The organism is Paenibacillus canaveralius, assembly GCF_047238265.1.
Taxonomy (GTDB): domain Bacteria; phylum Bacillota; class Bacilli; order Paenibacillales; family NBRC-103111; genus Paenibacillus_F.
On sequence record NZ_JBDFMM010000001.1, the window covers coordinates 1,542,790 to 1,567,667 of the forward strand.

Sequence of the window (24,878 nt, forward strand, 5' to 3'; positions counted from 1 at the left end):
GAAGCTGTGTCAAAAACGGGAGATACGCTTATACTGTAGTATCCCCTGGGCATTCGTCTAGAAGACAGACAGCCGCAGCGGGGCACACTATCAGCGGAGGTGGCGAAAGGATGACGTGGATCGAATTGTCCGCCGTCGGTGCGGCAATCGCATTTGCGATCCTGGTCTGGCAGGCGGTGCTGGCGCTTCAGGCGTTCAGGCAGTCGCTGATCCGGCTGGAGGAAGCGCTGGACCGGTCCGTGCTGAAGCTGGAAGAGACGGCGGACCGGACGGCGGAGCTTCTGGAAGAGACGAGGGAGCTCGCCGCGGAGACACGGTCGCACCTTCGCACCGCCGGGGGAGTACTAGACGGAGCCGGGAAATTCGGCAACGCTCTGCATGAAGGCGCGGAAGCAGTCGGCAGCGCGGCGTCCGCCCTGGCGCAGTCGGTTCTGAAGGTACAGCACGCTGTACATACCCGGCAGAACCGGATTGCGGAAGCCGCCGACTGGACGGCTGCGGGAATCGAACTGTGGCGCCGGTGGCAGAAAAGCAGAAGCGAAGCCGCCGCGGAATCTTCCGCACCTTCAGCGGGTTCAGGCGCTCCGTCCCCGGACCCTCGGGGAAAAGGCGTTTCCCCGGGAGGTCTGTAGTAGCGTAGATGCGCGGATACGGACCAGTCGCCCGAAGCTCCAACCACGCGGTTTGACTGAAGCCAAAAGCCGAAGGCAGGCATGCCGTAAGCCGCAGACCAAAGTGTCAGACCGCTGACGCAGTGCCCCGCTGACGCAAGGACTAGACTGCCGATCGGCAGAGAACGGATGCACTTGAAGGCCGGACTGCCGGATAACGTTTTGCGCGGTCCGGAAAGACCACACCAATTTTAAAGGAGAGATGGTACAATGGCTAACTCGACAAGAACGAAAGATCTGGTGTTCGGAGCGTTGTTGGGAAGTGTGGCAGGCGCGGTAACGGCGCTGCTTTTGGCACCTAAATCCGGCAAGGAACTGCGTTCGGATATTGCCGTGCAGGCGGCCAATGTCTCGGAGAAAACGCAGGCAATCGCACGTAACGTAGGGGAGAAAACTTCCGAGCTCGTCGGCAAGGCGAAAGAAGTCACGCTCAGCGCGGCGGAAGGAATCCGTTCTTTTAAAAGCGGAGAAAGCCAAATTCCGGGCAGGCTGGCGGCGGACGAAATCGAGGCTTCCGACGCGGCTCCGGATCTGGTCATTCTCGGAAAATAAAAACCAAAGAACAGCGGCGGCCCGCTTATGGGCCGCCGCTTCTTTGTGGATTAAAATATGGATTCTATTGCAAGTATGCGGCATGGAACCCGGATGAAGGCACTTGTACGGAGTGGCCGAGTCGCCCTCTCATTCCGCCGCGGGGCACGCGTTCCGCTTGCGGAACAGATTCGGGGAGATGCCTTCGCTTTTTTTGAAAGCGCGGCTGAAATATTTCTCGTCCTGATAGCCGACCGCTTCCGCGACGGTATTGATCTTTAGCTCGGGATCGGCCAGCAGCAGCTTGGCTTTGTTAATGCGCAGACGCGTCACGTAATCCGATAAATTTTCTCCGAATTCGGTCTTGAACGAACGGGAGATATGACTTGGGCTGAGATGGAATCTTTCGGACAAATCGTCGAGCAGAATCTGTTCGCGGTAATGAAGCCGCACGTATTTCTCGATGCTGCGGATAACCGGATTCCGGTCGCCCCGCAGCAGGAACCGGGCGATGCCGGTCAGAATCGACTCCATCCGCTTCGTCCAGACGGTGGGATCGGGCTTTCCGTTCTCGTCGAGCGGCAGGCAGAACGATAAATCGTCCGCCGTTCCCAACTGTTCCTCGCCGTCCTCGTCCACCTCGTTCTCCAGCAGCAATCGGCTGTGCAGCAGGGTAAACTCCTGCCACCACATTTCCAGCTGGCGGGTGTGGATATACGGGAGCTTGCGGATTTGCAGCTCCCACTGCTCCAGTGCGCGGCGGATACCCGCCAGGTCGTTCATCCGGACCGCCAGCGTCAGCTCGTCTTCGAAGGCGGCCAGCGGCGCCTGCAAAGTGCCGAGGGCCTGTCTGCGCACGTGATAGGGATGCAGGAAGATATCCTGCTCCCGGAGATTGCGCAGCTGAAGGGCCGTCTCCGCTTCGTGGAACGTGCGCTGAATCCCCGAGGGAAACGGCTGGACCGTTCCGTAGCCGAGGTGGAAGTGCCCGCGCAGGGCGGCGTACAGGCCCGCGTTGATCTCTTCCAGGATCGGACCCGCCTGATGGAAGCGGTCGAAGAAGAGCAGAACGGCCGCATGACGGTGCCAGTGGCGGAACGCGAGGCCGAGATTGCTTTTGCTCATAAATTCGCTGCAGATGTTCGTAACCGCAAACAAAAGCAGATCCATCGCGTTCTCGAACTTCGCCTGCAGCCGCGCATCCAGCGGCTGGAGGGAGACGACGGCGGCAAGCACCTGCTTCTGGTCCCGGCCGATGCCAAATTCACGCTCCAGTGTTTCCACGTGAAGGGGATACTGCTCGGGATCGAGCAGCAGTTGAACGAAGCTCTTGTCGGCCAGCATCGGTTTGTACAGGTTCGCCTTGGTCTCCGACTGGAGCCGCCGGGCGCGTTCGTTCTCTTCGCTGCGCCAAGCCGCGACAGCGCGTCCGACCGCTTCCTCCAGCTCCTCTTCGTCGATCGGCTTCAGCAGATAGTCGAAGCTTCCGAACTGGAGGGCGCTGCGCACATAAGTGAAATCGTCATAGCCGCTGATGACGATCGCTTTGGCCGGAATGCCGCTTTCGGCGATCCGGCTGAGCACGTCAAGCCCCGTCAGGCCCGGCATCATGATGTCGGTAAAGACAAGCTGGGGCTTCTCGTCATGCATCAGCCGGATGCCTTCCTCGCCGGATGAAGCCTCCAGCACTTCGGTAATGTCGTACTGCTTCCAGTCCACAAGCAGCCGGATCGTCTCGCGGACATGAGCTTCGTCATCGATGATCAGCGCCTTCATTCGGGTTCACCTTCTTCCTGCATAATCGGTATCGCCAGCAAGACGCGGAATCCGCCGTCTTCTCCCCGGCCGATTTCCATGGTGGTCTGCTCCCTGTAATAAAGCTTGAGGCGGGAAAGCACGTTGGCCAGGCCGATATGGTTTCCCGGCTCGCCCATTTCCGCCATGCAGGCTTCCAGGTCCGCCCGCAGAGCGGTAAGCTCGTTCTCTCCGATGCCGAGCCCGTTATCGGAAACCTCGATTTCAAGGAGGCTGCGGGCGGAGGAGGAACGGCAGACGATGCGGACGATATTATCGCTCCGGCTGCCGTCGAATCCGTGCTTGAAATAGTTTTCCACGAGGGGCTGAATAACCATTTTGGGCACGAGAATCGTTTCGAGTCCGGGTTCGAGTTCCATTTCCGCTTCAAACTGGTCCCGGAAGCGCTGCTTTTGAAGCTTGATATAGGACTTCGCGTAATCCCATTCGCTTTTTAACGGAACGATCGTTTCTTCCGTTTTCATGCTGTACCGCATCATTTTGCCGAGCGAGGAAATCAGGGAATATACCTCGCGGTCCCCCTTCTGGAGGGAACGGGCGGCGATCGACTGCAGAGCATTGTTGATGAAATGCGGATTAATCTGGGCCTGCAGCGCTTTGAGCTCATTCGTTTTATTCGCGACTTCCAGCTTATATTCCCGGAGAATCAGTTCATTGATGGTATGCATCATCGAACGGAAACGTCTGGCAAGTATGCCGAGCTCGTCGTCGGCTTTGACCCGGATGTCCACGTTCATGTTTCCCGACTCGATTTTGTTCATATAGCCGATCAGCGCGGAGATGGGCGCCGTCATCCGCAGCGAGACGTAGATCGTCACAACGGTAGCCAGTCCCAGAAAAATAACGCCGACGAGCGTCCAGATGCCGGTGAGCTCCCGCTGGCTTTTGTACAGGACGGAGTCCGGAATTCCTTTGACGAGCAGCCAGCTTCCGCCGGGCGCACGAATGGTCTCGTAAATGTGTATGCCGTTGTAGGAGGCATCCTCCGAACGGAAATAACCGCGTTCCGCGCCGGCTGCCGATTGGTTCAGCTCCTGGAGCCAAGGCACGGGTTTCTTGATTTCTTCGGGATCGGGGTGGGCCTGGTACATAATTTCACCGGACGGCCCGATAATATAAAGCTCTTCGCTTCCTCTGGTGTACAGCTCGTCGCAGATCGATTTGATCGTATCCGGCGAGAAATCCAGGGACAGAGAGCCGAGCGGAATGTTATCCACGATATTGGTCAAGGCCGTCTGGTAAGTAAACACGTCTCCGGACGAATAGCTGAAAAATTGCTTGCCGTAGGCGGACATGGGATGGGGAGGCGTAATCCGGCTTTCTTCCCGGCGTATATCCGGTTTGAACGGCGCGGCTCCCTGATCGGTCCGTACGAGCCTGTTTTCCGATAAAAGGTATGATTTGCGCGCTTGTTCCACATATAAGTAAACCTGCCGCACATCCTGCGACGCATATTTCAGCGTCTGCATGGAACGCAGCATTTCCTGTTCCGTCAGAAACAGACGGGATTCGGAAAAGAAGTTGTCCGTCCGGTTCTCCAGTATTTCGAGCATCACGGTATTATGGTAGAGAAGCTTCATATTCTGCTCGACGCTCTGGAGGTAGGTATCCAGATTGAGCTTTCCCTGGTGAATCAGATTCAGATTGTCCCGGATCGCCTTGTCTTCCAGCTTGGACTTCGTATAGAAGTGAGAGACGAGAATGGAAGTCGCGATCGGCAGGATCGTCGCCGCCAGAATAAAGGCGATCAGTTTGTTGCGGAGTCTGGACCGCATCGCAATTCCCCCTGTCGCTGCTTAGTGGTCGTGCCGGCTTCTTGTCGGCATAGTAAGTGTACATCAGGATGCCGGGCGTGCAAATACACGGGCGAAAGTTTTGCCCTCAGCGCAAAATAGTCCACCAAAGGAGCAATCTGAGGTGTGTTTAACGCCGCTAAACTGAATTACAATCACAGTATAAATCATAAAAAGACATATTTGAAAGCGATTGCACAGAAAGGGGGAGGGAAACTTGACCACTCGCTCCAAAACGCACGACTGGCTCCAGCAATGGGTATTTGTCGGACCGGCGCTTTTATTCTTCACCCTGATTGTCGTCGTTCCGTTTCTGATGAGCCTCTACTACGCCTTTACGGAATGGAACGGAGTCAGCGAAGGGGTTAAATTTATCGGTTTGGACAACTTCAAACGGATCATTTTCGAGGATACCGATTTCCATAACGCTTTCTGGTTTACGATCCGGTTTTCGGCAGCCATGATTATTTTAACGAATCTGGTCGGGTTTGTCCTGGCTCTGCTCCTCACGAAAGCGTTCAAAACGCGCAACGTTCTGCGGACCGTATTTTTTATGCCGAACGTTATCGGGGGGCTGCTGCTCGGTTTTATCTGGCAGTTTATTTTCGTAAAAGGCTTCGCCTCGATCGGAGAGATGACGGGAATCTCCTTCTTCAATCTTCCATGGCTGGGTGATGCGCCTACGGCCTTCTGGGGAATCGTCATCGTATCGGTATGGCAGGGTGCGGGTTACCTGATGGTCATCTACATCGCGGCACTCGCCAATGTGCCCAAGGACCTGATGGAAGCGGCCACGATCGACGGAGCGGGAAGATGGCAGCTGCTGCGCAGCGTAACGATGCCGCTGATTATGCCGGCATTCACGGTCTGTCTGTTCCTGACAATCTCCTGGGCGTTTAAAATGTTCGACCTGAACTTGTCCCTGACCAAAGGCGGACCGTTCAACTCCACGGAATCGGTAGCTTTGAACATCTACCAGGAAGCTTTCCGTAATAACCGGCTCGGTCTCGGTACCGCGAAAGCGCTGATCTTCTTTTTCGTGGTCGCTCTGATCTCCCTCATCCAGGTTTCCTACACGAAGCGGAAAGAGGTGGAATCATGAGCAGCGGAAACAAGTATACGGCGCGCACTTTTATCCTGGAAATTCTTACGGCTTTGCTGGGCATTCTATTCCTTGTCCCGTTCTACTTCGTCCTTGTGAATTCATTTAAACCGTTTGCGGAGCTGCTGCAAAATACGGCCTCGCTACCGAAATCGTTCAGCCTGGATAACTACTCCAGAGTCGTGGATATCATCCACTTCCCGCAGGTGATGGGCAACTCGCTGATGATTACGGTGCTGTCGAACATCGGGCTCGTTATTTTCGCCTCTATGTCGGCTTACCGGTTCGTCCGCAAACCTTCGAAGCTGAATAATGTGCTGTTCCTGCTGTTCGTGGCGGCCATGGTCATCCCGTTCCAGTCCATTATGATTCCCCTGGTGAAGGTTGCGAACAACCTGGGGCTGATGGACAGCCGGCTCGGACTTGTCGTCTGCTATTTCGGCTTCGGGGTTTCCCTGAACGTCTTCCTGTTCCACGGATTTATCAAAAGCATTCCGAAGGAAATCGAGGAATCGGCTACGGTGGACGGCTGCGGATGGTTCAGCATTTTCTGGCGGATCGTATTTCCGCTGCTGAAGCCTATCGCGGTAACCGTGATTCTGCTTAACAGCTTGTGGATCTGGAACGATTACCTGCTTCCGTCCCTCGTTCTGACGAATACGAAGCTGCATACGATTCCGCTCGCCACTTACGCGTTCTTCGGCCAATATACGAAGCAGTGGGATCTCGCGATGGCGGCGCTCACGCTGGGCGTTCTGCCGATCATTATCTTCTTCCTGCTGCTGCAAAAACACATTATCGAAGGCATCACGGCCGGCTCCGTCAAGGGCTGAGCCACCCGGCTTACTTTCGGCCGGAACCCGGCATTTTTCGCCCTAACAGACACGTTTCGCATCACCAGAGAACGGCGATTATCCCGATACCGGGGTTTACCGCATAGAGCAGCACCGATCGATCAGGCTTAGACAAGAAACCAGGTTTGCACTAGAAAAGGGAGGTTTTCTTTCATGACCACAAATAAAAAATGGATCGCGGTAGGTTTGACCACCGCTCTGGTAGGCGGTTTGCTCGCAGGCTGCGGCAATAAAGACGAAGGGCAGGGCGGAGCGTCTCCGGCGGGTTCCCCGGCGGCGGGCGGCGAGAAGAAAAACGTCACGCTCAAAATGTTCCAGTTCAAAGTTGAAATCGCCGAGGCTCTTTCCAAGCTGATTGCCGAATACGAGAAAGAAACCGGCGTCAAAATCGAAGTCCAGACGGTCGGCGGCGGTGCGGACTACGGCGCGGCACTGAAAGCGAAATTCAACTCCGGCGATAAACCCGACATTTTCAACAACGGCGGTAACTCCGATCTGGATGTATGGCAGGAGCATCTGGAAGATCTGTCCGATCAGCCATGGGTCAAAGATCTGGCGCAGGGTGCGGGCGATCCGATCTCCAAAGACGGCAAAATTTACGGCATGCCGGTAGGTCTCGAAGGCTACGGCTATATCTACAACAAAGATCTGTTCCAGAAAGCGGGCATTACCGAGCTTCCGAAGACCCTGACGCAGCTTGAAGACGCGGCCAAGAAACTGCAGGCTGCAGGCATTACGCCGTTCGTGAACGGCTATGGCGAGTGGTGGGTACTCGGCAACCACTTCGTGAACGTTCCGTTTGCGAACCAGCCGGATCCCGACAAATTCATTAAAGGCCTGAACGACGGCTCGCAAAAAATTCCGGGCAATACCGTTTTCGACAACTGGGTAAAACTGTTTGACCTGACGCTCAAATACGGCAACAAAAACCCGCTGCAAACCGATTACAACACGCAAGTGACGGAGTTTGCAACCGGCAAAGCCGCTATGACGCAGCAGGGGAACTGGACCCAGGTTCAAATTTCCAAAACGAATCCGAACATCAACATCGGCTTCCTTCCGATGCCGATCTCTGACGATGCCGCCGCGAACGACAAACTGCTCGTGGGCGTGCCGAACAACTGGGTAATCAACAAGAACTCCGCGAACAAGGATGAGGCGAAAAAGTTCCTGAACTGGCTCGTTACGTCCGAAATGGGTAAAAAGTACATCACCAACGAGTTCAAATTCATCCCGGCTTTCAAAACCATCTCCGTGGACGAAAAAGTCGTAGGCCCTCTTGCCGCCGACATTATGAAATACGCGAAAGACGGCAAAACGCTTTCCTGGAACTGGTTCAAATTCCCTGGCGGAGAAGCGACTTCCAAGAAGTTCGGCGATACCATGCAGGGATACGTAGGCAAGCAAATCAGTAAAGATCAAATGCTCCAAGAATTCCAGAAATCTTGGGACAGCTTGAAGAAATAAAGGAATACGAGGAAAAGCCCGGCATTCGCTCCAAGCGGATGACCGGGCTTTTTTCGACGTTTTAAAGGCCAAGAAGAGTGTGGTTTTTTACGCTACTATTATCAGTTAATATGGATTTTTTCACCTATAGAACATAGAAGCGGAAGCCCGGGCAAACGCTTGAAACTTGTCCGTTTTTGTAAGATAATTGCAGTGGAACTAGAAAAAAATGTATGATTTGTCGGAGAGAAGCTCCAGACAAATTCATGCGAAACCTTCAATTGTAAGCGCAAACAAGATGTGATCCTCCCATACGCCGGCGATGTTCAAATACCGCGGACTGAGGCCGATCTCCACGAAGCCGCATTTCTCCGCCACGCGCAGCGAACGCGTATTGCGGGGGATGATTGCGGCCTGCACCCGGTGCAGGCCGAGGGGGCCGAAGGCGATGCGCAGACATTCGCGCAGCGCCTCGGTCATCAGGCCGCGGCCGCCGTACGCCGCGTCGATGCTGTAGCCGGCGTATGCGCTCTGGAACGGACCGCGGCCGATATTGCTCAGCCGGACCGTTCCGATGAGGAGGCCGTCCGGCTGATGGAACACGCCGAAGCTGTAGGCGCGGTCGCCAGCGGATTCGTCTTCGAATCTGCGGATAGCCGCGAGCTGCGCTTCGGCCGTGAAGAACTCTTCGCCGCGCACCGGCTCCCACGGAGCGTGCGCGGCGCGGTTGCGCTGCCGGTAGTCCAGCAGCGCGGAGGCATCCTCCGGCGCGAGCAGCCGGAGATACAGGCGGCCGGTTTCGAAGCGGCCGCCGGGAGCAAGCAGGGATTTGCTGTTCATTGGTCTGGATTCCTTTCCGTCTGTGTATTCGGTTATATGGGCGCAAAATCGTGTGAGTGAGCAAGGAGCTATAAACGCTGCCGCCATACCGGCGGGCCGGTTGCCGTGTGATTCGGACGTGCCGTACTATCCGCCCGGCAGCATAGACAGTTGCGGCATGTGCGGGGATAGGGGCATCCCGAGAGGAAGACAACAGGCTGCACCGCGCTCGAAGGAAAGCGACAGGCGAGCCCCCGAAGCTGCCCTATCCGCTGGTCTCAAGCCGCGGAGGAGCGGCGGCACACCGGCTGGCGGAGCGGCGGCCGTCTGCCTGCGTGCGGGAGTATGCGCAGACGCCCGCCGCCCGCACCGGCTGTGCGTCTCCCGGAGCACAGCCGGTGCGGCGCAGCCTCGCCTGACGGGGGCGCCAAAACGCCCCGCCCTCAGCGCAGCGGCCTGCGTCAAGACGACAGTGCCGTTAGACGAAGTTGCCGCTACTGCCGTCTCCCGCCGTCTTTCGTCATACGTCCGCTCCGGACCTGCGCCTTTTCCCCGGACTTGCTCTGCCTTCTCTATCTGGAGCAGTCGTAGGCAAGACGGCCGTGCTTGGTACGGTATTCGGAAGGCGTGCAGCCGAACCATTTCTTGAACTGCTTCGAGAAATAGAGCGGATCGGAGAAGCCGACGGAGTAGGCGATCTGCTCGATCGTCGAGCCTTCCGTCATGAGAAGCTTGGCCCGCTCCATCCGGATTTTGAGCAGAAACTGCGTCGGCGTGAGGCCCGTATGCTGCCGGAACAGCTTCGACAAGTACGTGCGGTGGTAGCCCATGTGCTGCGCAAGCTGCTCGATGGTCACCGGCTGGGCGTACTGTAGCTGCAGCCACCTTACGGCGCGGTCGACCTGCTGCCGCCCGGCGTCGGTTTCTTCGCCTCTGCGGCGGGGGACATCGGCATGCGCGGCAAGCTTCCCGAGCAGCAGCCGCAGCTCGCCCTCCGCCTCCAGGTCGCAGGCCGGGCCGGCTTCCCGCAGCGCACGCTCGGCCCGGCGCAGGAAGACCGGCAGGCGGGAAAGTCCCGCCGCGTGAACGACCGGCCTCTGCGCCGTGATGCCGAGGCGGATGAGCAGGTCGTCGGCGGAAGAGCCCTTGAAGCCGATCCACCTGTAGCGCCAAGGTTCGCGCGTGTCCGAGGCGTACGTGACGACTTCGCCCGGGAAGATCACGAAGGTGTCGCCCGGCCCGAGCTCATATTCTTTGCCGAGGCAGCTGAAGCGGCCTTTTCCGGATTCCACGGTATGAATCAGGTAGTAATCGAGCATCTGCGGACCGACTTCGTGGCGCGGAGCGGTCTGGCCGTGACCCGCGAACAGGACGAACAGCTCTCCTTTGCCGTTATAGGGATTGACCGACACGGAGTGAAACGGTTTAAGCATGATAAGCCTCCAATCACGATAGAAGAACGGAAGACGATAGACTTCGGACGCTTCATTTTTTATAATAAAACAAGCTGGTCAAGATTGAGCCGAGAGAGGAGCAGTACCGTATTGAAATCGAACTCGTTTCTAAAAAATAACGCCCTTCACATGGCCTGGGCCATTTCCGTGGTTGCTACGCTCGGCAGCCTCTATTTCTCGGAAATCATGGATTTTACGCCGTGCAAGCTGTGCTGGTACCAGCGTATACTGATGTATCCGCTCGTGCTGATTCTGGGAATCGCCGCAACCCGCAAGGATAACAAGCAGGTTATTTACGCGCTGCCGTTTTCCGTATGGGGAATGGGCATCTCCCTTTATCACTATCTTATGCAAAAAACGTCTCTCTTTAAAGAGGCGGCTTCCAAATGCGGCATCGTCGCATGCGATCAGGATTATATCGACTGGCTCGGATTTATTACGATTCCGCTACTGGCCTTCACCGCTTTTACGCTGATCACCGTGATTCTCGGTCTTCTGTGGGCTCAAATGCGCAAAGAAAGATAAGACGGTCCGTTCCGGATTATCGGCGGGCCCCGGTTCAAACTACAAATCTCCATACGAAAGTGGGATGTCTCCATGTGCGGTGCCGCCTTAAGACGGTATAGTGCTAGGTATAGGCATTCCACTTTTTCTATCCGGGAGATGAGAGAAGATGTCCAAAATCACGTTCATGGGTGCGGGAAGCACAGTATTCGCCAAAAACATATTGGGAGATTGCATGGTAACGGAAGCGCTGCAGGGATACGAGCTCGCCCTGTTCGATATCGACGGGGAGCGGCTGCGCGACTCCGAGACGATGCTGAATCATATCAAAAATACGGTCGGGAGCACGTGCCGGATCAAGGCTTATGCCGACCGCAGGGAAGCGCTCCGGGGAGCGAAGGTGGTCATTAACGCGATCCAGGTCGGCGGCTACGATCCGTGTACGATTACGGATTTTGAAATTCCGAAGAAGTACGGCCTGCGCCAGACAATTGCCGATACGGTCGGAATAGGCGGCATTTTCCGCAACCTGCGCACGATCCCGGTCGTGCTCGACTTTGCCCGGGACATCCGGGAGGTGTGTCCGGACGCCTGGTTCTTCAATTATACGAATCCGATGGCCGTGCTCACGAACGTGCTTAATACACACGGAGGCGTCAGAACGGTCGGCCTGTGCCACAGCGTCCAGGCATGCATCCCGTATATGTTCAAGCATCTGGGACTCGATCCCGAAGGCGTACAGTCCAAAATCGCGGGCATCAACCATATGGCCTGGCTGCTTGAAGTGACGAAGGACGGCAAAGACTTGTATCCTGAAATCAAGCGTCTTGCGAAGGAAAAGCAGAAAGAAAAGCACCACGACATGGTGCGTTTCGAGCTTATGTTCCGGTTCGGATATTATGTAACGGAGTCGTCCGAGCACAACGCGGAGTACCATCCGTATTTTATCAAACGGAATTATCCGGAGCTCATCGAGACATTCAATATCCCTCTGGACGAATACCCCCGCAGATGCGTGAACCAGATCGAGCGCTGGAAAAACCTCCGTGCCGAGCTCGTCAACAACCCGCAGCTGGAGCACAAACGGTCCGGCGAGTATGCTTCCTATATGATCGAGGCGATGGAGACGAACGTCCCGTTCAAGATCGGGGGCAACGTGATGAACACCGGCCTGATCACCAATCTGCCCAAGGAAGCGTGCGTGGAAGTGCCGTGCCTGGTCGACGCGAGCGGCATTACGCCTACGTATATCGGCGATCTGCCTCCTCAGCTGGCGGCGCTGAACCGCACCAATATCAACACCCAGCTGCTGACGATCGAAGCGGCCGTTACCCGCAAGAAGGAGCATATTTATCATGCGGCCCTGCTGGACCCTCACACATCTGCGGAGCTTTCCATCGACGATATCGTGGCGCTCTGTGACGAGCTGATCGAAGCGCACGGAGACTGGCTGCCTGCTTATACGAACTGACGAAGAAGGGACCGGAATTCTTTTCCATGGAATCCGGCCCTTTTTTTCCGCGCAAAAAATAGTTTCCGACACAGGCTCCGATTATCAGGCAAAAATACGCTCGGCCTCTCCTCCCGAAGTCCCCCTTTCGGCTCTCTGCCAGATGTCCGGGTATTCATTTTTTACGCACCGTTCGACGATATTTTGAAAATTATTTCCGTCTAAATTATGAATAAAAAAAGTTGTTTCCTTTTGATTTTGAGGGTGCTATGATAGCTCCATCTTAAGTTCGAGTGCTGCGAAAAGGAGGACGAAAACTGCATAAAGGATTCGCCATGCTGGAAGGATCACGTTCATTTATTCACGAGGAGGTCCAGGTATGCGTAAATTCACAGCAGGTATGCTGGCTGCCATTTTGGCGTCGGCGGCCGCCCTGTCGGGGTGTTCCGCAGGGGGCGGCGGAAAAACGGTGCTCAATTTCTGGTACGGCTGGACCGGACCGGAAGCTCAAGCGCTGGAGAAACTGATCAAGGAATTTAACGACACTCATAAAGGCATTGAAGTGAAAGGCCTGAGCCAGAGTGATTACCAGAAGCAGCTGACTGCCATTACCGGCGGCAATCCCCCCGATCTTGCATCTCAATTCGGCCAGAACGTCGCTTCCTGGGGCGTCAAAGGCGCGATGATTCCCCTGGACGATTACATCAAGAAAGACGGGATCGATCTTACAGACTTTATTCCCTCGGCCCTCTCCACTTCCCAATACGAAGGCAAAACCTATGCGCTCCCGATTGCGATGCATTTCAGCATGCTCTACTACAACAAAGATATCCTGAAGGAAGCGGGCTACGACGGTCCGCCCAAGACGATCGACGAACTGAAAACCTACGCGGAAAAATTAAGCGTTGTCCAGGAGGGCGGAAGGCTTGACCGGCTGGGTTTATGGCCCGGAGCGGACGCATATACTTTTACGCAAGTGTTCGGCGGCAAGTTCTGGGACCCGGGCAAGAAGGAAGTCACGCCGGACGATCCGGGCTTCAAGCAGGCCATCCTGCTTTCCAAAGAGCTGTGGGATAAGTACGGCACCGAAAATCTCGACCGTTTCTCCGCGTCTCTCGGCAAGTACCAGTCTTCGCAGAACCCGTTTTTCTCGGGGAAATACGCGATGGCCCTGGACGGGGAATGGCTGCCGACGTTTATTAAGCAGTATGCGCCGGGCCTGAACTACGGCATCGCGCCGATCCCTTACAGCGAGGATAAGCCGGAGCTGAAAAACGCGGGCAGCATCTCCACCAGCGTCTTTTACATCCCCAAGGGCGCCAAGCATCCGGACCAGTCCTGGACGTTCCTGAAGTGGTTGACGGAAAAACAACAGATGGTCAAATTCACGGCTGCGCTCGGCAACCTGCCGACGAGGCTCTCATCGCTCGACGACAAGACGTATGACAGCGTTCCCGGTTTTAAGGAATATACCGAGTATGCGAAGAGTCCCAACCTCAAGTCGTTTCCGGCGCTGCCTTTTATGAACGAATATATGGACGAAATCACGAAAAAGTACAACGACATCCTCCGTGGAAAAGTCGGGGTGGACGAAGGACTTAAACAGATCAAGGAGAAAATCCAGCCTCTAGTAGGGAAGTGACCGGCAAGCAAATAAGACTTTGCGTCATTGATTTGCAAGCGCTTACTTACCGAAACTGCCGCTCCGCTTGTGCACGTTGGAACCGCCGCCTCCTGCCACTCAGGGAAAGGAAGCGGCGCTATTCCGGCCTTGCCGTCTGCCTACAGGCGAAGGGCCGATATTGTCGAAAGGAGATCCGTCATGAGCTCCGATACGATGCCTTCCCGTACCCGCCGTCCTCCGCGCTCCCGTAAAGCCAGACGGGATTTCCGGGTCGGGCTCGCCTTCGCTCTGCCCTGGATTATCGGATTTCTCGCGTTTACCCTGTATCCGTTTTTCGGTTCCTTGTATTTCAGCTTCACGAGCTATGACTTGTTCAACTCCCCCCAGTGGGTGGGCCTGCAAAATTATACGGAAATTTTAAAAGACGAGACGTTCTACAAATCGCTGCGCAACACGTTCTTCATGGCGTTTATCTCCATGCCGGTCGGTCTGCTCAGCTCGCTGATGATCGCTCTGCTGCTGAACGTAAAAGTGAAGGGGATCGCCTTTTACCGGACGGTCTATTATTTGCCGGCGGTGATCCCCGTGGTGGCGAGTGCGATCCTTTGGACGTGGCTGCTTAATCCGGACTACGGGCTGATTAACATGCTGCTCCGGGCGCTGCATCTTCCCGACCCTGCCTGGCTGCTTGATCCGCGTTTTACGAAGCCTTCCCTGATTCTCATGGGCTTGTGGGGCTCCGGAGCGGGCTCGCTCATCTTTTTGGCGGCGCTGCAGGGGATTCCCCAGCCGTTTTACGAAGCGGCTTCGATTGACGGGGCGAACGTATGGCAGCGATTCCGGCATATCACACTGCCCGGGCTTTCTCCGGTTATCCTGTTTCAGCTCATTATGGGCCTGATCGGGTCGTTTCAGATCTTCACGGAATCGTTCATTCTGACGGGAGGCAACCAGGGAGGCGCCTTGGGAGGCCCGGACCATTCCCTCATGTTCTACGCCGTCTATTTGTATCAGACCGCCTTCATGTATCTGAAAATGGGCTACGCGTCCGCCTTGGCCTGGATCCTCTTCGTTATTGTCGTCCTTATGACCGTTCTCGTGTTGAAAACGTCCGCACGCTGGGTGTATTACGGAGGTGATTAAATGAAAACTTCCGCGAGCCTTCAAGAAGGCGGCAGGAGCGCCGTGCCGGGCATGCCTGCCGGGGTGCCGAAAAAAAGCCGCAAAGACCCGCTTCTCGTCTTCCGCCGGACGATCCTGCCGCATGCGGCCCTGTCGCTGCTCGGCCTTATTTTCCTGTTTCCGTTCATCTGGCTCCTCCTGACCTCGCTTAAGAACCCGACGGAAATTTTTCAGGTTCCGCCCGCCGTCTTCCCGGAAAAGTGGCAGTGGAGCAACTACGGGAACGCCATCGGATCGATTCCGTTCTTCCTGTACATGGGCAATACGCTGCTCCTGTGCGTCATCAACATTGCCGGCCAGCTTTTCTCCGCACCGCTTGTCGCTTATTCCATCACGAAAATTCCGTGGCGCGGAAGGGGGATTATTTTTTCGCTGGTCGTAGCGACAATGATTTTGCCGGCCCAGGTCCAGATGATACCGGTCTACATCATTTTCGCGAAGCTGGGCTGGATCAATACGTTTCTTCCGCTGACGATCGGCAGCTTTTTCGGCGCTCCGTTTTACATTTTCCTGCTGCGGCAGTTTATGATGGGGCTTCCGGGCGAGCTGTGCGAGGCGGCCAAAATGGACGGCGCATCCGAGCTGCGGACGTACGGGCAGATCATCGTGCCTCTGCTGAAGCCGCCGCTGATGACGATTGCCTTGTTCACCTTCGTCGGGACTTATACCGACTTTATGGGCCCCCTCATTTATTTGAACGACAATACGAAATGGACCATTACGGTCGGGCTGCAGGGATTTCTTCAGGATCACGGCGCTCAGTGGGAGCTGCTTATGGCCGCTTCCGCCATTTTTACGATTCCGATGGTCGTCCTGTATTTTTTCGGGCAAAAATATTTTATGAAAGCCGGTTCCACGCTTTCGGGTTTTAAATAAGGCGTCTAGGTCCACAGTTGCGGAGATTTTGCAGATCGCGCAGAGAACAACTTGGGAGGGGAAAATTGGCGATGAGAATCAGCCTGAGCATGTGGAGCGTTCATACGTATTGGTACGGGGGAAAATGGGGCGTCACCGATTTTCTCCGGTTCGCCGCCGGGACGAAAGCGGAAGGAGTGGAGCTCCTATCCGTCTTCTGGAAGGACAGGGAACGGGAGCTGCCCGAGATCGACCGGGCGCTGGATGAGCTGGGACTGAAGGTGGCGTGCTTCTGCGCCTGCAATAACTTCGTATCGGCCGATGCGGAAGAACGGGCCGCCCAGCTCCGGGAAGTGAAGGAGGCCGTCGACATGGCGGTCCATTTCGGAGCGCCCGTCGTCCGGGTTTTCTCCGGAGACCGGCCGGACGACAAGATGCCCGTGGACGAAGGCATGGGCTACGTGCTGGAAGGGCTGAAGGCGGCGGCCGCTTATGCGGAAGAGAAGGGCAAGGTGCTGTGCCTGGAAAACCACGGGCTTTTCGCGGGCCGCAGCGACCAGGTGTCGGCGATTATCCGGGAGGTGGGATCGCCGGCTCTGCTCAGCACATTCGACACCGGCAATTTTCTGCTGGTGGGTCAGGACCCCTCCTCTGCCGTCCAGAGAGCTGCGGGACTTGGTGGGGCATGTCCACGTCAAGGATTTTCTCCGGACGGAGCCGGGGGCGGCGGGGAGCATAACCGCCCTTGACGGCACGCCCTATGCGGGCCGGATAGCGGGCGAAGGCGGCGTGGATCTGCCGTTTATTTTCCGGGAGCTGGCGGCGAGCGGGTACGACGGCTGGCTCACGGTCGAGTTCGAGGGACAGGAGGAGCCGGCGGAAGGCTCCGTGAGAGCACTTGACTACGTGCATGAGCAGCTGGAGCTTCTCAAGCGGGAATAAGCCGCAGGCAGAGGGGGAGCGCGAGGATCGTACTCGCGAGGACAGCGCGTTTACCGGCCGGTTATGCGCGGATTCGGGTAAGCGCCACGGCATCTGAAATAGATCGAGGAGAGGGAGAACCGTAAACGGGTCCGGAACGGGCAGCGGGTTGAAACCGCGAGGCCTGCCGGCCAGCCCACAAGCAAAGGAGCGAACAAAACGATGAGCATTCGCGTTGGAGTTATCGGGGCCGGGTCCATTGCCCACATGTTTCATTTGAAGCATTACAAGGAGCATCCCGGCGTGGAACTTGCGGCCGTCGCCGATATCGACAAAGCCAGGGCCGACAAAACCGCCGCCGAATACGGAACGGCTTCGTACGCGTCGGCCGAGGAGATGCTGAACGCCGAGCGGCTCGATGCGGTAAGCATCTGCACGTTCAACGACAGCCATGTGGCGCTGTCGCTGCTGGCGCTGGAGCGCGGACTCGACGTGCTTGTCGAGAAGCCGATGGCCATGAACCGCGACGAAGCCGGGCGACTCCGCGACAAGGCGGCGGAGAGCGACCGGATCGTCATGGTCGGCATGAGCCACCGGTACCGCGCCGATGCGCAGGCGCTGCAGGGCATGGCCGTTTCGGGCAGGCTCGGCAGCATCTACTACGCGAAGACCAAAGTCCTGCGGCAGCGCGGTGTGCCCGAGGGCTGGTTCACGGACAGCCGGTACTCCGGCGGCGGACCGATGATGGACATCGGCGTCCATGTGCTGGACCTGGCCTGGTGGATGATGGGCTGTCCTCAGCCCGAATCGGTTACCGGCAGGCTGTTCCGCAAAATCGCTCCGTACTCGACGAAGGGGATAGCGGCATATACGGCTCATTCGGATATCAACAAATCGGAAGGCGTCTACGACGTGGAAGATCTGGGTACCGCTTTTATCACGTTCAAAAACGGCGCCGTTCTCACCGTCGAGGCAAGCTGGGCGGTCAACGGCAGCCAGGATGACGCCGTCAAGGTGGAGCTTTACGGCACGGAAGGCGGGGGAAGTCTTGAGCCTCTGAGCGTATTCACGGAAGTGAACGGCTTTCCGGTGGAACACAAGCTTTCCGTTCCGTCCGTGGACTACTACAAGGCGGAGATCGACCATTTTGTCGATTGTGTACGTACAAGACGCCGGCCGCTTTCGGATGCGGCGCAGGGGTGCGAAGTCGTCGGAATGCTGGAAGCCATCCGGCTTTCCTCGGAGTCCGGCGGGCCGATCCGGCTGTAGCCCGGTGCACCCTTACGGAGCCCGGTACAGCCGGGTACAGGCAGATACGAGGCTGCCATGACCGGGCCGAAAATCACGTATCTGGACGGGTTGCGCGGTGCGGCCGCTCTGGTCGTCGTTTTGGCCCATTATCTTCAAGTGTTTCTGCCGTCCATGTTCGAAGCCCGGGCGCAGGTTTCCCACTTTGCGTTCGACCAGTGGATTCCGCGTACGCCGCTTAATCTTTTTTTCAACGGCAATTTCGCGGTCTGCCTTTTCTTCGTTTTAAGCGGATTCGTCCTGAGCTTCCGCTTTTTCCGGTACCGCAGACGCTCGGTTGTGGCGGCCGCGCTCCTCCGAAGATATTTCCGACTCGCGATTCCCGCCGTCTTCTCGCTGCTTCCCGCATACGCGCTTATGAAGCTGGACTGGAATTTTTACGCCGAGGCGCGGGGCTACACGCGGGCCACGATGCCCGACCCGTACACGACGATTCCTTCGTTCGCGGAACTGCTGGAGCAGGGCTTTATCCATACGTTTTTCGGATATGGCCTGGCTTACAACCCCGTACTCTGGACGATGACCTACGAGCTGTTCGGTTCCTTTCTCGTTTACGGCCTGCTTCTGGCCTTCGGCAAGTCCCGTTTCCGGTTTGTCTGTTACGCCGCAGGCTTGTGGTTTTTCCGGGATTCCTATTATCTAGGCTTCGTGCTGGGAATGCTGCTCAGCGATTTATCGGCCGGGGCCGGCCGGAATCTGACCGCGCTCCGTCCCGGATTTTTTCCTGCGGCGATCGGGCTGCTCGGCCTTTACCTCGGTTCGGTTCCGTATGTGAGCTGGCAGGGGAGCGTTTACGCCTGGCTTCCGCTCAGTCCGGAAGGATTCCCCGGGGCCGTGACCTACCGGACGGCTGGAGCGGCTCTGGTACTGCTCGCGCTGCTGAACAGCCGGACGGGGCAGAAGCTGTTCGCCGGCAGGCCGATGGCTTATCTCGGTAAGCTGTCTTTTTCGCTCTATCTCGTTCATTTCGCCGTGCTTTGCAGCTTCTCGTGCCTGCTGTTTCTGCTCCTTGAAGGCCGGCTGTCTTACGGGCTGAACATCGCTGTGACCACGCTCGTTTCGCTCCCGCTCGTATTTGCGCTGGCCCATTTGATGTACCGTCTGATCGATAAGCCGGTTGTCGGCCTGCTGTCCCGGATACGTTTCGCAGCGCGCAGTCGAAGGGCTGCCGGCAGGGGTGTGAAAAATGCCGCGCCGGAAGCGGAAGTCCGGCTTGCGGGGCGTACACGCGCCGGGAGCCCGGACCCCGACTCCTGAATCCGAATTCCGGAATCCGCCGCTGACCGCGGCTATGCGTGCCTGACCGTTCCCATCGTCGGCCCGGTGACCGAAGCGGATGAGGGAGCGGTAATCGGGCCCACTCCCGCCCATCCGCACATCGGTCGGTCCCAAAGAGCACGGAAAAGCCGGCTCCCTAAACAAGGGAGCCGGCTTTTCGCTGTTTCAATCTTTACTTATGGGCCACAAGCTCTCCGCTTCCGGCCTCGATAAAAGCGATCCGGCTTCCCCCGCTGCCTTTTAGAACAGGCGTGTACAGGAGATTGTAGGCATTTCCCGGCGATCCGGAATCATAGTCCCGCTCCCATTCAAGCCGGAAGCTCACAGCCTCCGCATAGAGCCTGAGAGCTGCATCGGCACTTAACTTCACCGACGGAGTAAGATTCCGGATTTCTTCGGGACTCCAGTCAGGGCCCGAGAACCGGTCCACATGACCGGTGGAAGCATTCACGCATACCGTGACGAACTGCAGATACAGGGGAATGTCCCGGAAGCGAAGCTGCCACGTGAAGAAGTACCGGAGCTGGCCTTCCGTTTCAGACTCGGCATCCCCGGCGCTTTTTTCCTGAAGATAAAAAGCAAGACCCGGGACTCCATGCCAGTCGCGCATAGCTTTACGGAGAAAGGCGACCGCCCGGTCCAGGCAGTCTTCATAGGAGAGGGCAAGCTCCCCCGGCCTGCGGACCATCCAGATAAAGGAGTGCAGGCGGCCGGTATCCTTATCGGCGACCGCTTTCACCGTTCCTTCCATGCGTCTGCGGAAAAAGGCATCCAGGGAGAGATCCGCCGGGTTCTCCTCCCGGTCCGCGGCATGCCAGACGATGCCGTGGAGGTGCTCGTCCATATCCCTCTCCCTGTCTTTTACGAGGGGATAGGTGGGAATGCCGATCAGCTCTTCAAGACTGCTGTTCGAATCACCGCTCTCCTCGGGGGATAAATCGAATGCCGTGTAAGCTTCCTCCTCTTCCGGCTCCTCGGCAGTCCGCGCGGCACCCGTCCCGGCATCGTAACGCAGGAAGCCGGGCTCCGGCCGATAAACGAGATGAAGCCGGTTATCGCCGTCCGCGCAGAGTGCGGGGTGGAGTTTGGCGATCGTAAGGTTCATCTCCACGGATTCGGCTATGTGCCGCCGGAGCTGTTCGGGCTGTGCCAGGGAAGCGGGAAGAGGAGGCTCGGCTGCCGTCCCTTTGTAGGTAAATCCCGTTATTTCTCCCGATAAGGTAAGGTGGACATAAGCGCCTGTCTGAGGAAGCGGCAGATCGAGGGCGGTCTGCGTCCATTCGAAGAAAGCCCTAGCCTCTCCGATATGGGATTTCGTCAAATGAAACCGGCCGGCATCTTCCGGTCGTTGGGCATGGAAAAAAGAACGTGCCCGCTCGCCTAAAGCCTCTTCGCCAAGCGTAGATCCTTCTTGGCACAACTCTTCGTCCACGGAGTAGGAGAGCAGCCGGCCGTCCTCGTCGAGGGTGACGGAAATTCCGCTCTCGCCGGACGGCTCCTGCCACACGAACATGGCCTGCGTTCCGCCTTCTTCTCCCTCCCGCATATCCTCGATAATCAAGTTGAAGTGGGCCGGTACGGAACCGGCCGCCGCTGCTTTTTGCCTAAGTTCGTCGATAAGCATCCCGATCGCCCCTTTGCCGGGGGGACCTGTAAGGTCCCTGATTTTGCGGCGGAAATAGTTGTACTCTTTTACATGGAAAACATAGTTTTAAGCAAGGATTCCACAACCCGCCGTCGAATTGGGAAGATTAGCCTCACATTTTAGGAAATCAAGGTGATTCCATGAAAAAAACCGCTGCGGCGTCCGCCGTTCTGCTGCTTTCCGGAATACTGGCCGGGTGCGCAGGCAATTCCAACGTATCAAATTCGGGAAGTCCTGTCCAATCCCAGGCGCCGGCCGCCAGCCCTTCCGAGGCTCCGACCAAAGCCCCGAACAAGGCGCCGTCAACGGCGCCGCAAAAAACGCCGGCAGGCAGCGAAAAGCCGTCCGCTTCTCCGTCCGCACCGGCGTCCCCGGCAGCTTCTCCCGCGCCTTCGTCTTCGGTTAAGGCTCCATCGTCGTCGGCACCGTCCCCCTCGGCAAAGCCGTCCGGCTCCGCGGTGAACGCCAAACCGTCTTCGCAGCCGAAGGGCGAGACCGGCGGAAGCCGCCAGGCTCTGTCCTGGTATTACATGAAGAAGCCGAAGGGCCAGGTGCCGGATTTTCCGAAAGAAACGAAAACTTTCACTGCCAAGGAGAAAGCCGTATGGGTCGGACAGGGCAAGAACGTTTACCTGACTATAGACAACGGCGGCCCGATGGGGGACACCGCGAAACTTTTGAAGACACTCAAAGAGAACAATGTGAAGGCAAACTTCTTCATTTCGGGCAGCAACGTCAAGGCTCATCCCGATTTTATTAAACAGTTGGCGGCGGACGGCCATCTCGTGGCTAACCATACGATGACGCACAAAGATATGAATACGCTGAGCGACGAGCAGGTGCGCAAAGAAATTACCGATTTCGAAAAGCTGTACAAAAGCATTACGGGGCAGGAAGTCTTCAAATATTTCCGTTTCCCGTACGGAAAATACAGCCCGCATCTGCTCGGTCTCGCTTCGGACATGGGCTATACCTCCGTATTCTGGTCCACCGCGATGCGTGACTGGGAGCCCCGTGCGAACGGAGCCGAAGACCCTTACAACGATATTATGAACAACCTGCACCCGGGGAATATTATCCTCATGCACCAAGGCTCTAAAGAAAACATGGAAGCACTGGACCGTATTTTGAAAGACGTAAAAAAAGCCGGCTACTCCTTCGGTCTGGTAAGTGAGATCAAGCGCTGACACTTTGTGTGCCGAAAGCGCCGGGATCTCGCCCGGGCCTTTACCCAGCCGGTCCTGCAGACTCCGGGCACATGCCGCTCCGGAGCTGCTTTCGTTGGCACCGAAACGGAAATCTGGTATGATACCTAGGTACATTTCGGCTTGGGCAATCATATTCTATCCATGTATTTACAAGCAATCATTTCATTCGCAAAGGAAGCGTATAAGTGTGCAGCAAGCGATAGCCATCCTAGACTCCGGAGTCGGAGGATTAACTGTTGTAAAAGAAGTAATGCGACAGCTTCCGCAGGAAAAAGTGATTTATTTCGGCGACACGGCCAGGACCCCTTACGGTCCCAGACCCGCCGACGAAGTTCTCACGTTTACGAATCAAATTGTGGATTACCTGATCCAATTTAACCCTAAAATGATCGTGATCGCCTGCAATACCGCGACGGCGGTCGCGCTGGAGCAAATCCGCGGACGGCTGGATATCCCCGTGCTGGGCGTTATTTCGCCGGGAGCCCGCGCCGCGATCAAAACGACGCGAAGCGGCATTGTCGGCGTTATCGGCACGGAAGGCACGATCCGGAGCAAAGCGTACGAGCAGGCGCTGAAGACGATCTCGCCCACGATCCAGGTTCACTCGCTGGCATGTCCGGCATTGGTGCCGCTCGTGGAGCGGGGATTGTACTATTCCGAAGAAGCGGTCGATACCGTGCGCGATTCCCTTCAGCCGCTGCTCGACAAGCCGATGGATTGTCTCATTCTGGGCTGTACGCACTATCCGTTCCTGACGGAAGCGATCACCAGCGTGGTCCATCCGGACGTGACGCTGATCTCTTCCGCGGATGAGACTGCCCGGGAAATCAGCACGATTCTTTATCACCGGGGAATGCTGGCGACGACCAAAGACATTCCGGTGCACCAGTTTTTCTGCAGCGGCGATGCCGAGATGTTCCACCGGATTACGGGCTCCTGGCTTCACGAACAGCTGCTTGCCACCCCGGTTGTGTGGCAGGTGCCGACTTTCGTCTAGACCGTAATCTTTATGCAGTCAAAACGACAGGACCGGTAAGTTCCGCCGTATTCGAAGCTGAAACGGGCGGAACTGCCGGTCCTTTTGCATGCCCGGGACATGAAGAAGGGAGAGGGGGCATAGACATATACTCACAACCCGGCACAGGGAAGCGCGCGCGTGAAGAAAAGCGGCTTCTCTTTGCCTTGTCCTGAGGAGGTATGAGTGGTATGCCGTTTCGCCACGTCGTTCAGCAGGGGGAGACGCTGCAGCGGATTGCCAGATTGTATGCCGTCAATTCGGTCTCCCTTATGGCTGCGAACCCGCAGCTCAGTCTTCACGAGTATGTCATTCCCGGACAAATTGTCCTGATCCCCGCCAAACTCGATCATCAATATACGGTTCAGCCCGGAGACGCCTGGGAGAGCGTGTCGCTGCGCTTCGGATTATCGCGGGAAGAGCTCTGGAAGGCCAATACCTTCCTTGATCCGGATATGCTCCGCTCCGGCGTTACGATCGATGTGCCGGCTGTCCGCGACAGGACAGTGGTGCGCACGACCGAGGAATACGGCTATCCCGAAATGCTCCGGGATCTGTCGCTTCTGAAGGAACGATACCTGTTTCTGGAGGAAATATGCATCGGAAAAAGTGTTCTAGGCCGGAAAATACCTGCCATACGAATCGGCACCGGAAGCCGGGAAATCCAGGTCAACGCATCGTTTCACGCTAACGAATGGATCACTTCGCTGGCTGCCGTGAAATTTCTCGAAGACTACGCGGAGGCTGTCCGCCAGGGCGGAAACATTCACGGCTCCGAAGCGGCGGAATTGTTCCGCGAGACGAGCTTATGGATCGTGCCGATGGTGAATCCCGACGGAGTCGAGCTCGTGCTCGGGGGCATCTACCCGGCGCATCCCCTTTTCGCTTCCCTCCATGAGTGGAACGGAGGTTCTTTTGATTTCCGCCGGTGGAAAGCGAACATCAACGGCGTCGATCTGAACGATCAGTTCCCCGCCTTCTGGGAAGAGGAGCGGGCCCGCCGCGCGGTACCCGGCCCGGGCCCGCGCGATTATACGGGCGAGGCTCCGCTGACGGAGCCCGAAGCGGCAGCCGTCGCTGACTTCACCCACAGCCGCAGCTTTGCTCACGTCATCGCCCTCCATACGCAGGGGCGCGAAATATATTGGAACTACCGGGACTATGAACCGGAAGACGCGGAATTTCTGGCCCAGAAGCTTCAGCGGGCGAGCGGCTGTAAGAGCGTGAAGCTGCGGGGCAGCGATGCGGGGTTCAAGGACTGGTTCATCTACGAATTCCGGCGTCCGGGATTCACCGTCGAGCTCGGAAGCGGAACCAATCCGCTTCCGCTGGAGCAGTTTCCGCAGCTTTACGAAGAAGCCGCCCGGCTCCTTGTCCGGGCTCTCGCTCTGTAACGGGGAAGA

23 protein-coding genes are annotated in these 24,878 nt (G+C 56.9%); 17 read left to right on the forward strand and 6 right to left on the reverse strand.

Annotated features, from left to right (window positions below; all coding sequences use genetic code 11):
* The first annotated feature begins 110 nt into the window (after window positions 1-110).
* Both ABC395_RS07125 and ABC395_RS07130 read left to right on the forward strand, forming a co-directional pair.
* Window positions 111-632 (forward strand): DUF948 domain-containing protein, encoded by a 522-nt coding sequence (locus ABC395_RS07125; protein WP_413001860.1) that lies wholly within the window; start codon window positions 111-113, stop codon window positions 630-632.
* Window positions 633-881: 249 nt separating this feature from the next.
* Window positions 882-1,223, forward strand: coding sequence for a YtxH domain-containing protein (locus ABC395_RS07130; protein ID WP_413001861.1), 342 nt, complete (start codon window positions 882-884; stop codon window positions 1,221-1,223).
* A gap of 129 nt (window positions 1,224-1,352) precedes the next feature.
* On the opposite strand, the gene ABC395_RS07135 is transcribed toward ABC395_RS07130, so the two are convergent.
* Window positions 1,353-2,978, reverse strand: a complete 1,626-nt coding sequence (locus tag ABC395_RS07135; RefSeq protein WP_413001863.1) for a response regulator — start codon at window positions 2,976-2,978, stop codon at window positions 1,353-1,355.
* Window positions 2,975-4,792, reverse strand: a complete 1,818-nt coding sequence (locus tag ABC395_RS07140; protein ID WP_413001865.1) for a cache domain-containing sensor histidine kinase — start codon at window positions 4,790-4,792, stop codon at window positions 2,975-2,977. The genes ABC395_RS07135 and ABC395_RS07140 overlap by 4 nt, the downstream gene beginning before the upstream one ends.
* Window positions 4,793-5,027: 235 nt before the next feature.
* Between ABC395_RS07140 and ABC395_RS07145 the strand changes: the two genes are divergently transcribed.
* The 3 genes from ABC395_RS07145 (at window position 5,028) to ABC395_RS07155 (ending at window position 8,233) form a co-directional block, all read left to right on the forward strand.
* Window positions 5,028-5,912, forward strand: coding sequence for a carbohydrate ABC transporter permease (locus ABC395_RS07145; protein WP_103997326.1), 885 nt, complete (start codon window positions 5,028-5,030; stop codon window positions 5,910-5,912).
* A complete protein-coding gene (locus tag ABC395_RS07150; RefSeq protein WP_413001867.1) occupies window positions 5,909-6,745 on the forward strand; it encodes a carbohydrate ABC transporter permease in 837 nt (278 codons plus the stop codon). Before ABC395_RS07145 ends, ABC395_RS07150 begins: the two co-directional genes overlap by 4 nt.
* Window positions 6,746-6,919: 174 nt before the next feature.
* Complete coding sequence (locus tag ABC395_RS07155) at window positions 6,920-8,233, forward strand: ABC transporter substrate-binding protein (protein WP_413001868.1); 1,314 nt, start codon at window positions 6,920-6,922, stop codon at window positions 8,231-8,233.
* A gap of 243 nt (window positions 8,234-8,476) precedes the next feature.
* On the opposite strand, the gene ABC395_RS07160 is transcribed toward ABC395_RS07155, so the two are convergent.
* Together ABC395_RS07160 and ABC395_RS07165 are read right to left on the reverse strand one after the other, a co-directional pair.
* Window positions 8,477-9,052, reverse strand: coding sequence for a GNAT family N-acetyltransferase (locus tag ABC395_RS07160; protein ID WP_413001870.1), 576 nt, complete (start codon window positions 9,050-9,052; stop codon window positions 8,477-8,479).
* Window positions 9,053-9,603: 551 nt separating this feature from the next.
* Entirely contained in the window at window positions 9,604-10,464 is an 861-nt protein-coding gene (locus ABC395_RS07165; protein WP_413001872.1) for an AraC family transcriptional regulator, read from the reverse strand.
* Between the two features lie 111 nt (window positions 10,465-10,575).
* Here ABC395_RS07165 and ABC395_RS07170 point away from each other — a divergent pair, with 111 nt between their 5' ends.
* The 9 genes from ABC395_RS07170 to ABC395_RS07210 all read left to right on the forward strand — a co-directional run bounded on the left by ABC395_RS07170 (window position 10,576) and on the right by ABC395_RS07210 (window position 19,586).
* The gene (locus ABC395_RS07170; protein ID WP_413001874.1) at window positions 10,576-11,010 is read left to right on the forward strand and encodes a disulfide oxidoreductase; all 435 of its coding nucleotides are present in this window, start codon (window positions 10,576-10,578) and stop codon (window positions 11,008-11,010) included.
* A 148-nt stretch (window positions 11,011-11,158) separates the two neighbouring features.
* Window positions 11,159-12,460: an alpha-glucosidase/alpha-galactosidase gene (gene melA, locus ABC395_RS07175; protein ID WP_413001876.1), complete on the forward strand. Its 1,302-nt coding sequence runs from the start codon at window positions 11,159-11,161 to the stop codon at window positions 12,458-12,460.
* Between the two features lie 358 nt (window positions 12,461-12,818).
* Entirely contained in the window at window positions 12,819-14,081 is a 1,263-nt protein-coding gene (locus ABC395_RS07180; RefSeq protein WP_413001878.1) for an ABC transporter substrate-binding protein, read from the forward strand.
* Window positions 14,082-14,261: 180 nt separating this feature from the next.
* A complete protein-coding gene (locus ABC395_RS07185; RefSeq protein ID WP_413001880.1) occupies window positions 14,262-15,206 on the forward strand; it encodes a carbohydrate ABC transporter permease in 945 nt (314 codons plus the stop codon).
* Window positions 15,207-16,121 (forward strand): carbohydrate ABC transporter permease, encoded by a 915-nt coding sequence (locus ABC395_RS07190; RefSeq protein ID WP_413001882.1) that lies wholly within the window; start codon window positions 15,207-15,209, stop codon window positions 16,119-16,121.
* Window positions 16,122-16,192: 71 nt separating this feature from the next.
* Window positions 16,193-16,849, forward strand: a complete 657-nt coding sequence (locus tag ABC395_RS07195; protein ID WP_413001884.1) for a sugar phosphate isomerase/epimerase family protein — start codon at window positions 16,193-16,195, stop codon at window positions 16,847-16,849.
* Window positions 16,779-17,042: a TIM barrel protein gene (locus ABC395_RS07200; RefSeq protein ID WP_413006698.1), complete on the forward strand. Its 264-nt coding sequence runs from the start codon at window positions 16,779-16,781 to the stop codon at window positions 17,040-17,042. Before ABC395_RS07195 ends, ABC395_RS07200 begins: the two co-directional genes overlap by 71 nt.
* A gap of 201 nt (window positions 17,043-17,243) precedes the next feature.
* Window positions 17,244-18,290, forward strand: a complete 1,047-nt coding sequence (locus ABC395_RS07205; RefSeq protein WP_413001886.1) for a Gfo/Idh/MocA family protein — start codon at window positions 17,244-17,246, stop codon at window positions 18,288-18,290.
* Window positions 18,291-18,347: 57 nt separating this feature from the next.
* Window positions 18,348-19,586 (forward strand): acyltransferase family protein, encoded by a 1,239-nt coding sequence (locus ABC395_RS07210; RefSeq protein WP_413001887.1) that lies wholly within the window; start codon window positions 18,348-18,350, stop codon window positions 19,584-19,586.
* Window positions 19,587-19,779: 193 nt separating this feature from the next.
* Here ABC395_RS07210 and ABC395_RS07215 read toward each other — a convergent pair whose 3' ends face one another.
* Both ABC395_RS07215 and ABC395_RS07220 read right to left on the reverse strand, forming a co-directional pair.
* Complete coding sequence (locus ABC395_RS07215; RefSeq protein ID WP_413001889.1) at window positions 19,780-21,231, reverse strand: YcdB/YcdC domain-containing protein; 1,452 nt, start codon at window positions 21,229-21,231, stop codon at window positions 19,780-19,782.
* Window positions 21,232-21,379: 148 nt separating this feature from the next.
* Complete coding sequence (locus ABC395_RS07220) at window positions 21,380-21,721, reverse strand: hypothetical protein (protein ID WP_413001891.1); 342 nt, start codon at window positions 21,719-21,721, stop codon at window positions 21,380-21,382.
* On the opposite strand from ABC395_RS07220, the gene ABC395_RS07225 reads away from it, so the two are divergent.
* The 3 genes from ABC395_RS07225 to ABC395_RS07235 all read left to right on the forward strand — a co-directional run bounded on the left by ABC395_RS07225 (window position 21,711) and on the right by ABC395_RS07235 (window position 24,869).
* Window positions 21,711-22,439, forward strand: coding sequence for a polysaccharide deacetylase family protein (locus ABC395_RS07225; protein WP_413001893.1), 729 nt, complete (start codon window positions 21,711-21,713; stop codon window positions 22,437-22,439). The genes ABC395_RS07220 and ABC395_RS07225 overlap by 11 nt on opposite strands.
* Before the next feature lie 208 nt (window positions 22,440-22,647).
* Window positions 22,648-23,457 carry a glutamate racemase gene (racE, locus tag ABC395_RS07230; protein WP_413001895.1) on the forward strand — a complete coding sequence of 270 codons (810 nt, stop codon included), beginning with the start codon at window positions 22,648-22,650 and terminating at the stop codon, window positions 23,455-23,457.
* Window positions 23,458-23,666: 209 nt separating this feature from the next.
* On the forward strand, window positions 23,667-24,869 hold the full coding sequence (locus ABC395_RS07235) for a M14 family zinc carboxypeptidase (protein ID WP_413001896.1): 1,203 nt from the start codon (window positions 23,667-23,669) through the stop codon (window positions 24,867-24,869).
* Window positions 24,870-24,878: the final 9 nt, after the last annotated feature.

What these genes read in the sequence shown, in the direction of transcription:
- ABC395_RS07125 (WP_413001860.1), top strand. Translation starts at nt 111, where the DNA reads ATGACGTGGATCGAATTGTCCGCCGTCGGTGCGGCAATCGCATTTGCG.
- ABC395_RS07130 (WP_413001861.1), top strand. Translation starts at nt 882, where the DNA reads ATGGCTAACTCGACAAGAACGAAAGATCTGGTGTTCGGAGCGTTGTTG.
- ABC395_RS07135 (WP_413001863.1), bottom strand. Translation starts at nt 2,978, where the DNA reads ATGAAGGCGCTGATCATCGATGACGAAGCTCATGTCCGCGAGACGATC.
- ABC395_RS07140 (WP_413001865.1), bottom strand. Translation starts at nt 4,792, where the DNA reads ATGCGGTCCAGACTCCGCAACAAACTGATCGCCTTTATTCTGGCGGCG.
- ABC395_RS07150 (WP_413001867.1), top strand. Translation starts at nt 5,909, where the DNA reads ATGAGCAGCGGAAACAAGTATACGGCGCGCACTTTTATCCTGGAAATT.
- ABC395_RS07155 (WP_413001868.1), top strand. Translation starts at nt 6,920, where the DNA reads ATGACCACAAATAAAAAATGGATCGCGGTAGGTTTGACCACCGCTCTG.
- ABC395_RS07160 (WP_413001870.1), bottom strand. Translation starts at nt 9,052, where the DNA reads ATGAACAGCAAATCCCTGCTTGCTCCCGGCGGCCGCTTCGAAACCGGC.
- ABC395_RS07165 (WP_413001872.1), bottom strand. Translation starts at nt 10,464, where the DNA reads ATGCTTAAACCGTTTCACTCCGTGTCGGTCAATCCCTATAACGGCAAA.
- melA (WP_413001876.1), top strand. Translation starts at nt 11,159, where the DNA reads ATGTCCAAAATCACGTTCATGGGTGCGGGAAGCACAGTATTCGCCAAA.
- ABC395_RS07180 (WP_413001878.1), top strand. Translation starts at nt 12,819, where the DNA reads ATGCGTAAATTCACAGCAGGTATGCTGGCTGCCATTTTGGCGTCGGCG.
- ABC395_RS07185 (WP_413001880.1), top strand. Translation starts at nt 14,262, where the DNA reads ATGAGCTCCGATACGATGCCTTCCCGTACCCGCCGTCCTCCGCGCTCC.
- ABC395_RS07190 (WP_413001882.1), top strand. Translation starts at nt 15,207, where the DNA reads ATGAAAACTTCCGCGAGCCTTCAAGAAGGCGGCAGGAGCGCCGTGCCG.
- ABC395_RS07195 (WP_413001884.1), top strand. Translation starts at nt 16,193, where the DNA reads ATGAGAATCAGCCTGAGCATGTGGAGCGTTCATACGTATTGGTACGGG.
- ABC395_RS07205 (WP_413001886.1), top strand. Translation starts at nt 17,244, where the DNA reads ATGAGCATTCGCGTTGGAGTTATCGGGGCCGGGTCCATTGCCCACATG.
- ABC395_RS07210 (WP_413001887.1), top strand. Translation starts at nt 18,348, where the DNA reads ATGACCGGGCCGAAAATCACGTATCTGGACGGGTTGCGCGGTGCGGCC.
- ABC395_RS07215 (WP_413001889.1), bottom strand. Translation starts at nt 21,231, where the DNA reads ATGCTTATCGACGAACTTAGGCAAAAAGCAGCGGCGGCCGGTTCCGTA.
- ABC395_RS07235 (WP_413001896.1), top strand. Translation starts at nt 23,667, where the DNA reads ATGCCGTTTCGCCACGTCGTTCAGCAGGGGGAGACGCTGCAGCGGATT.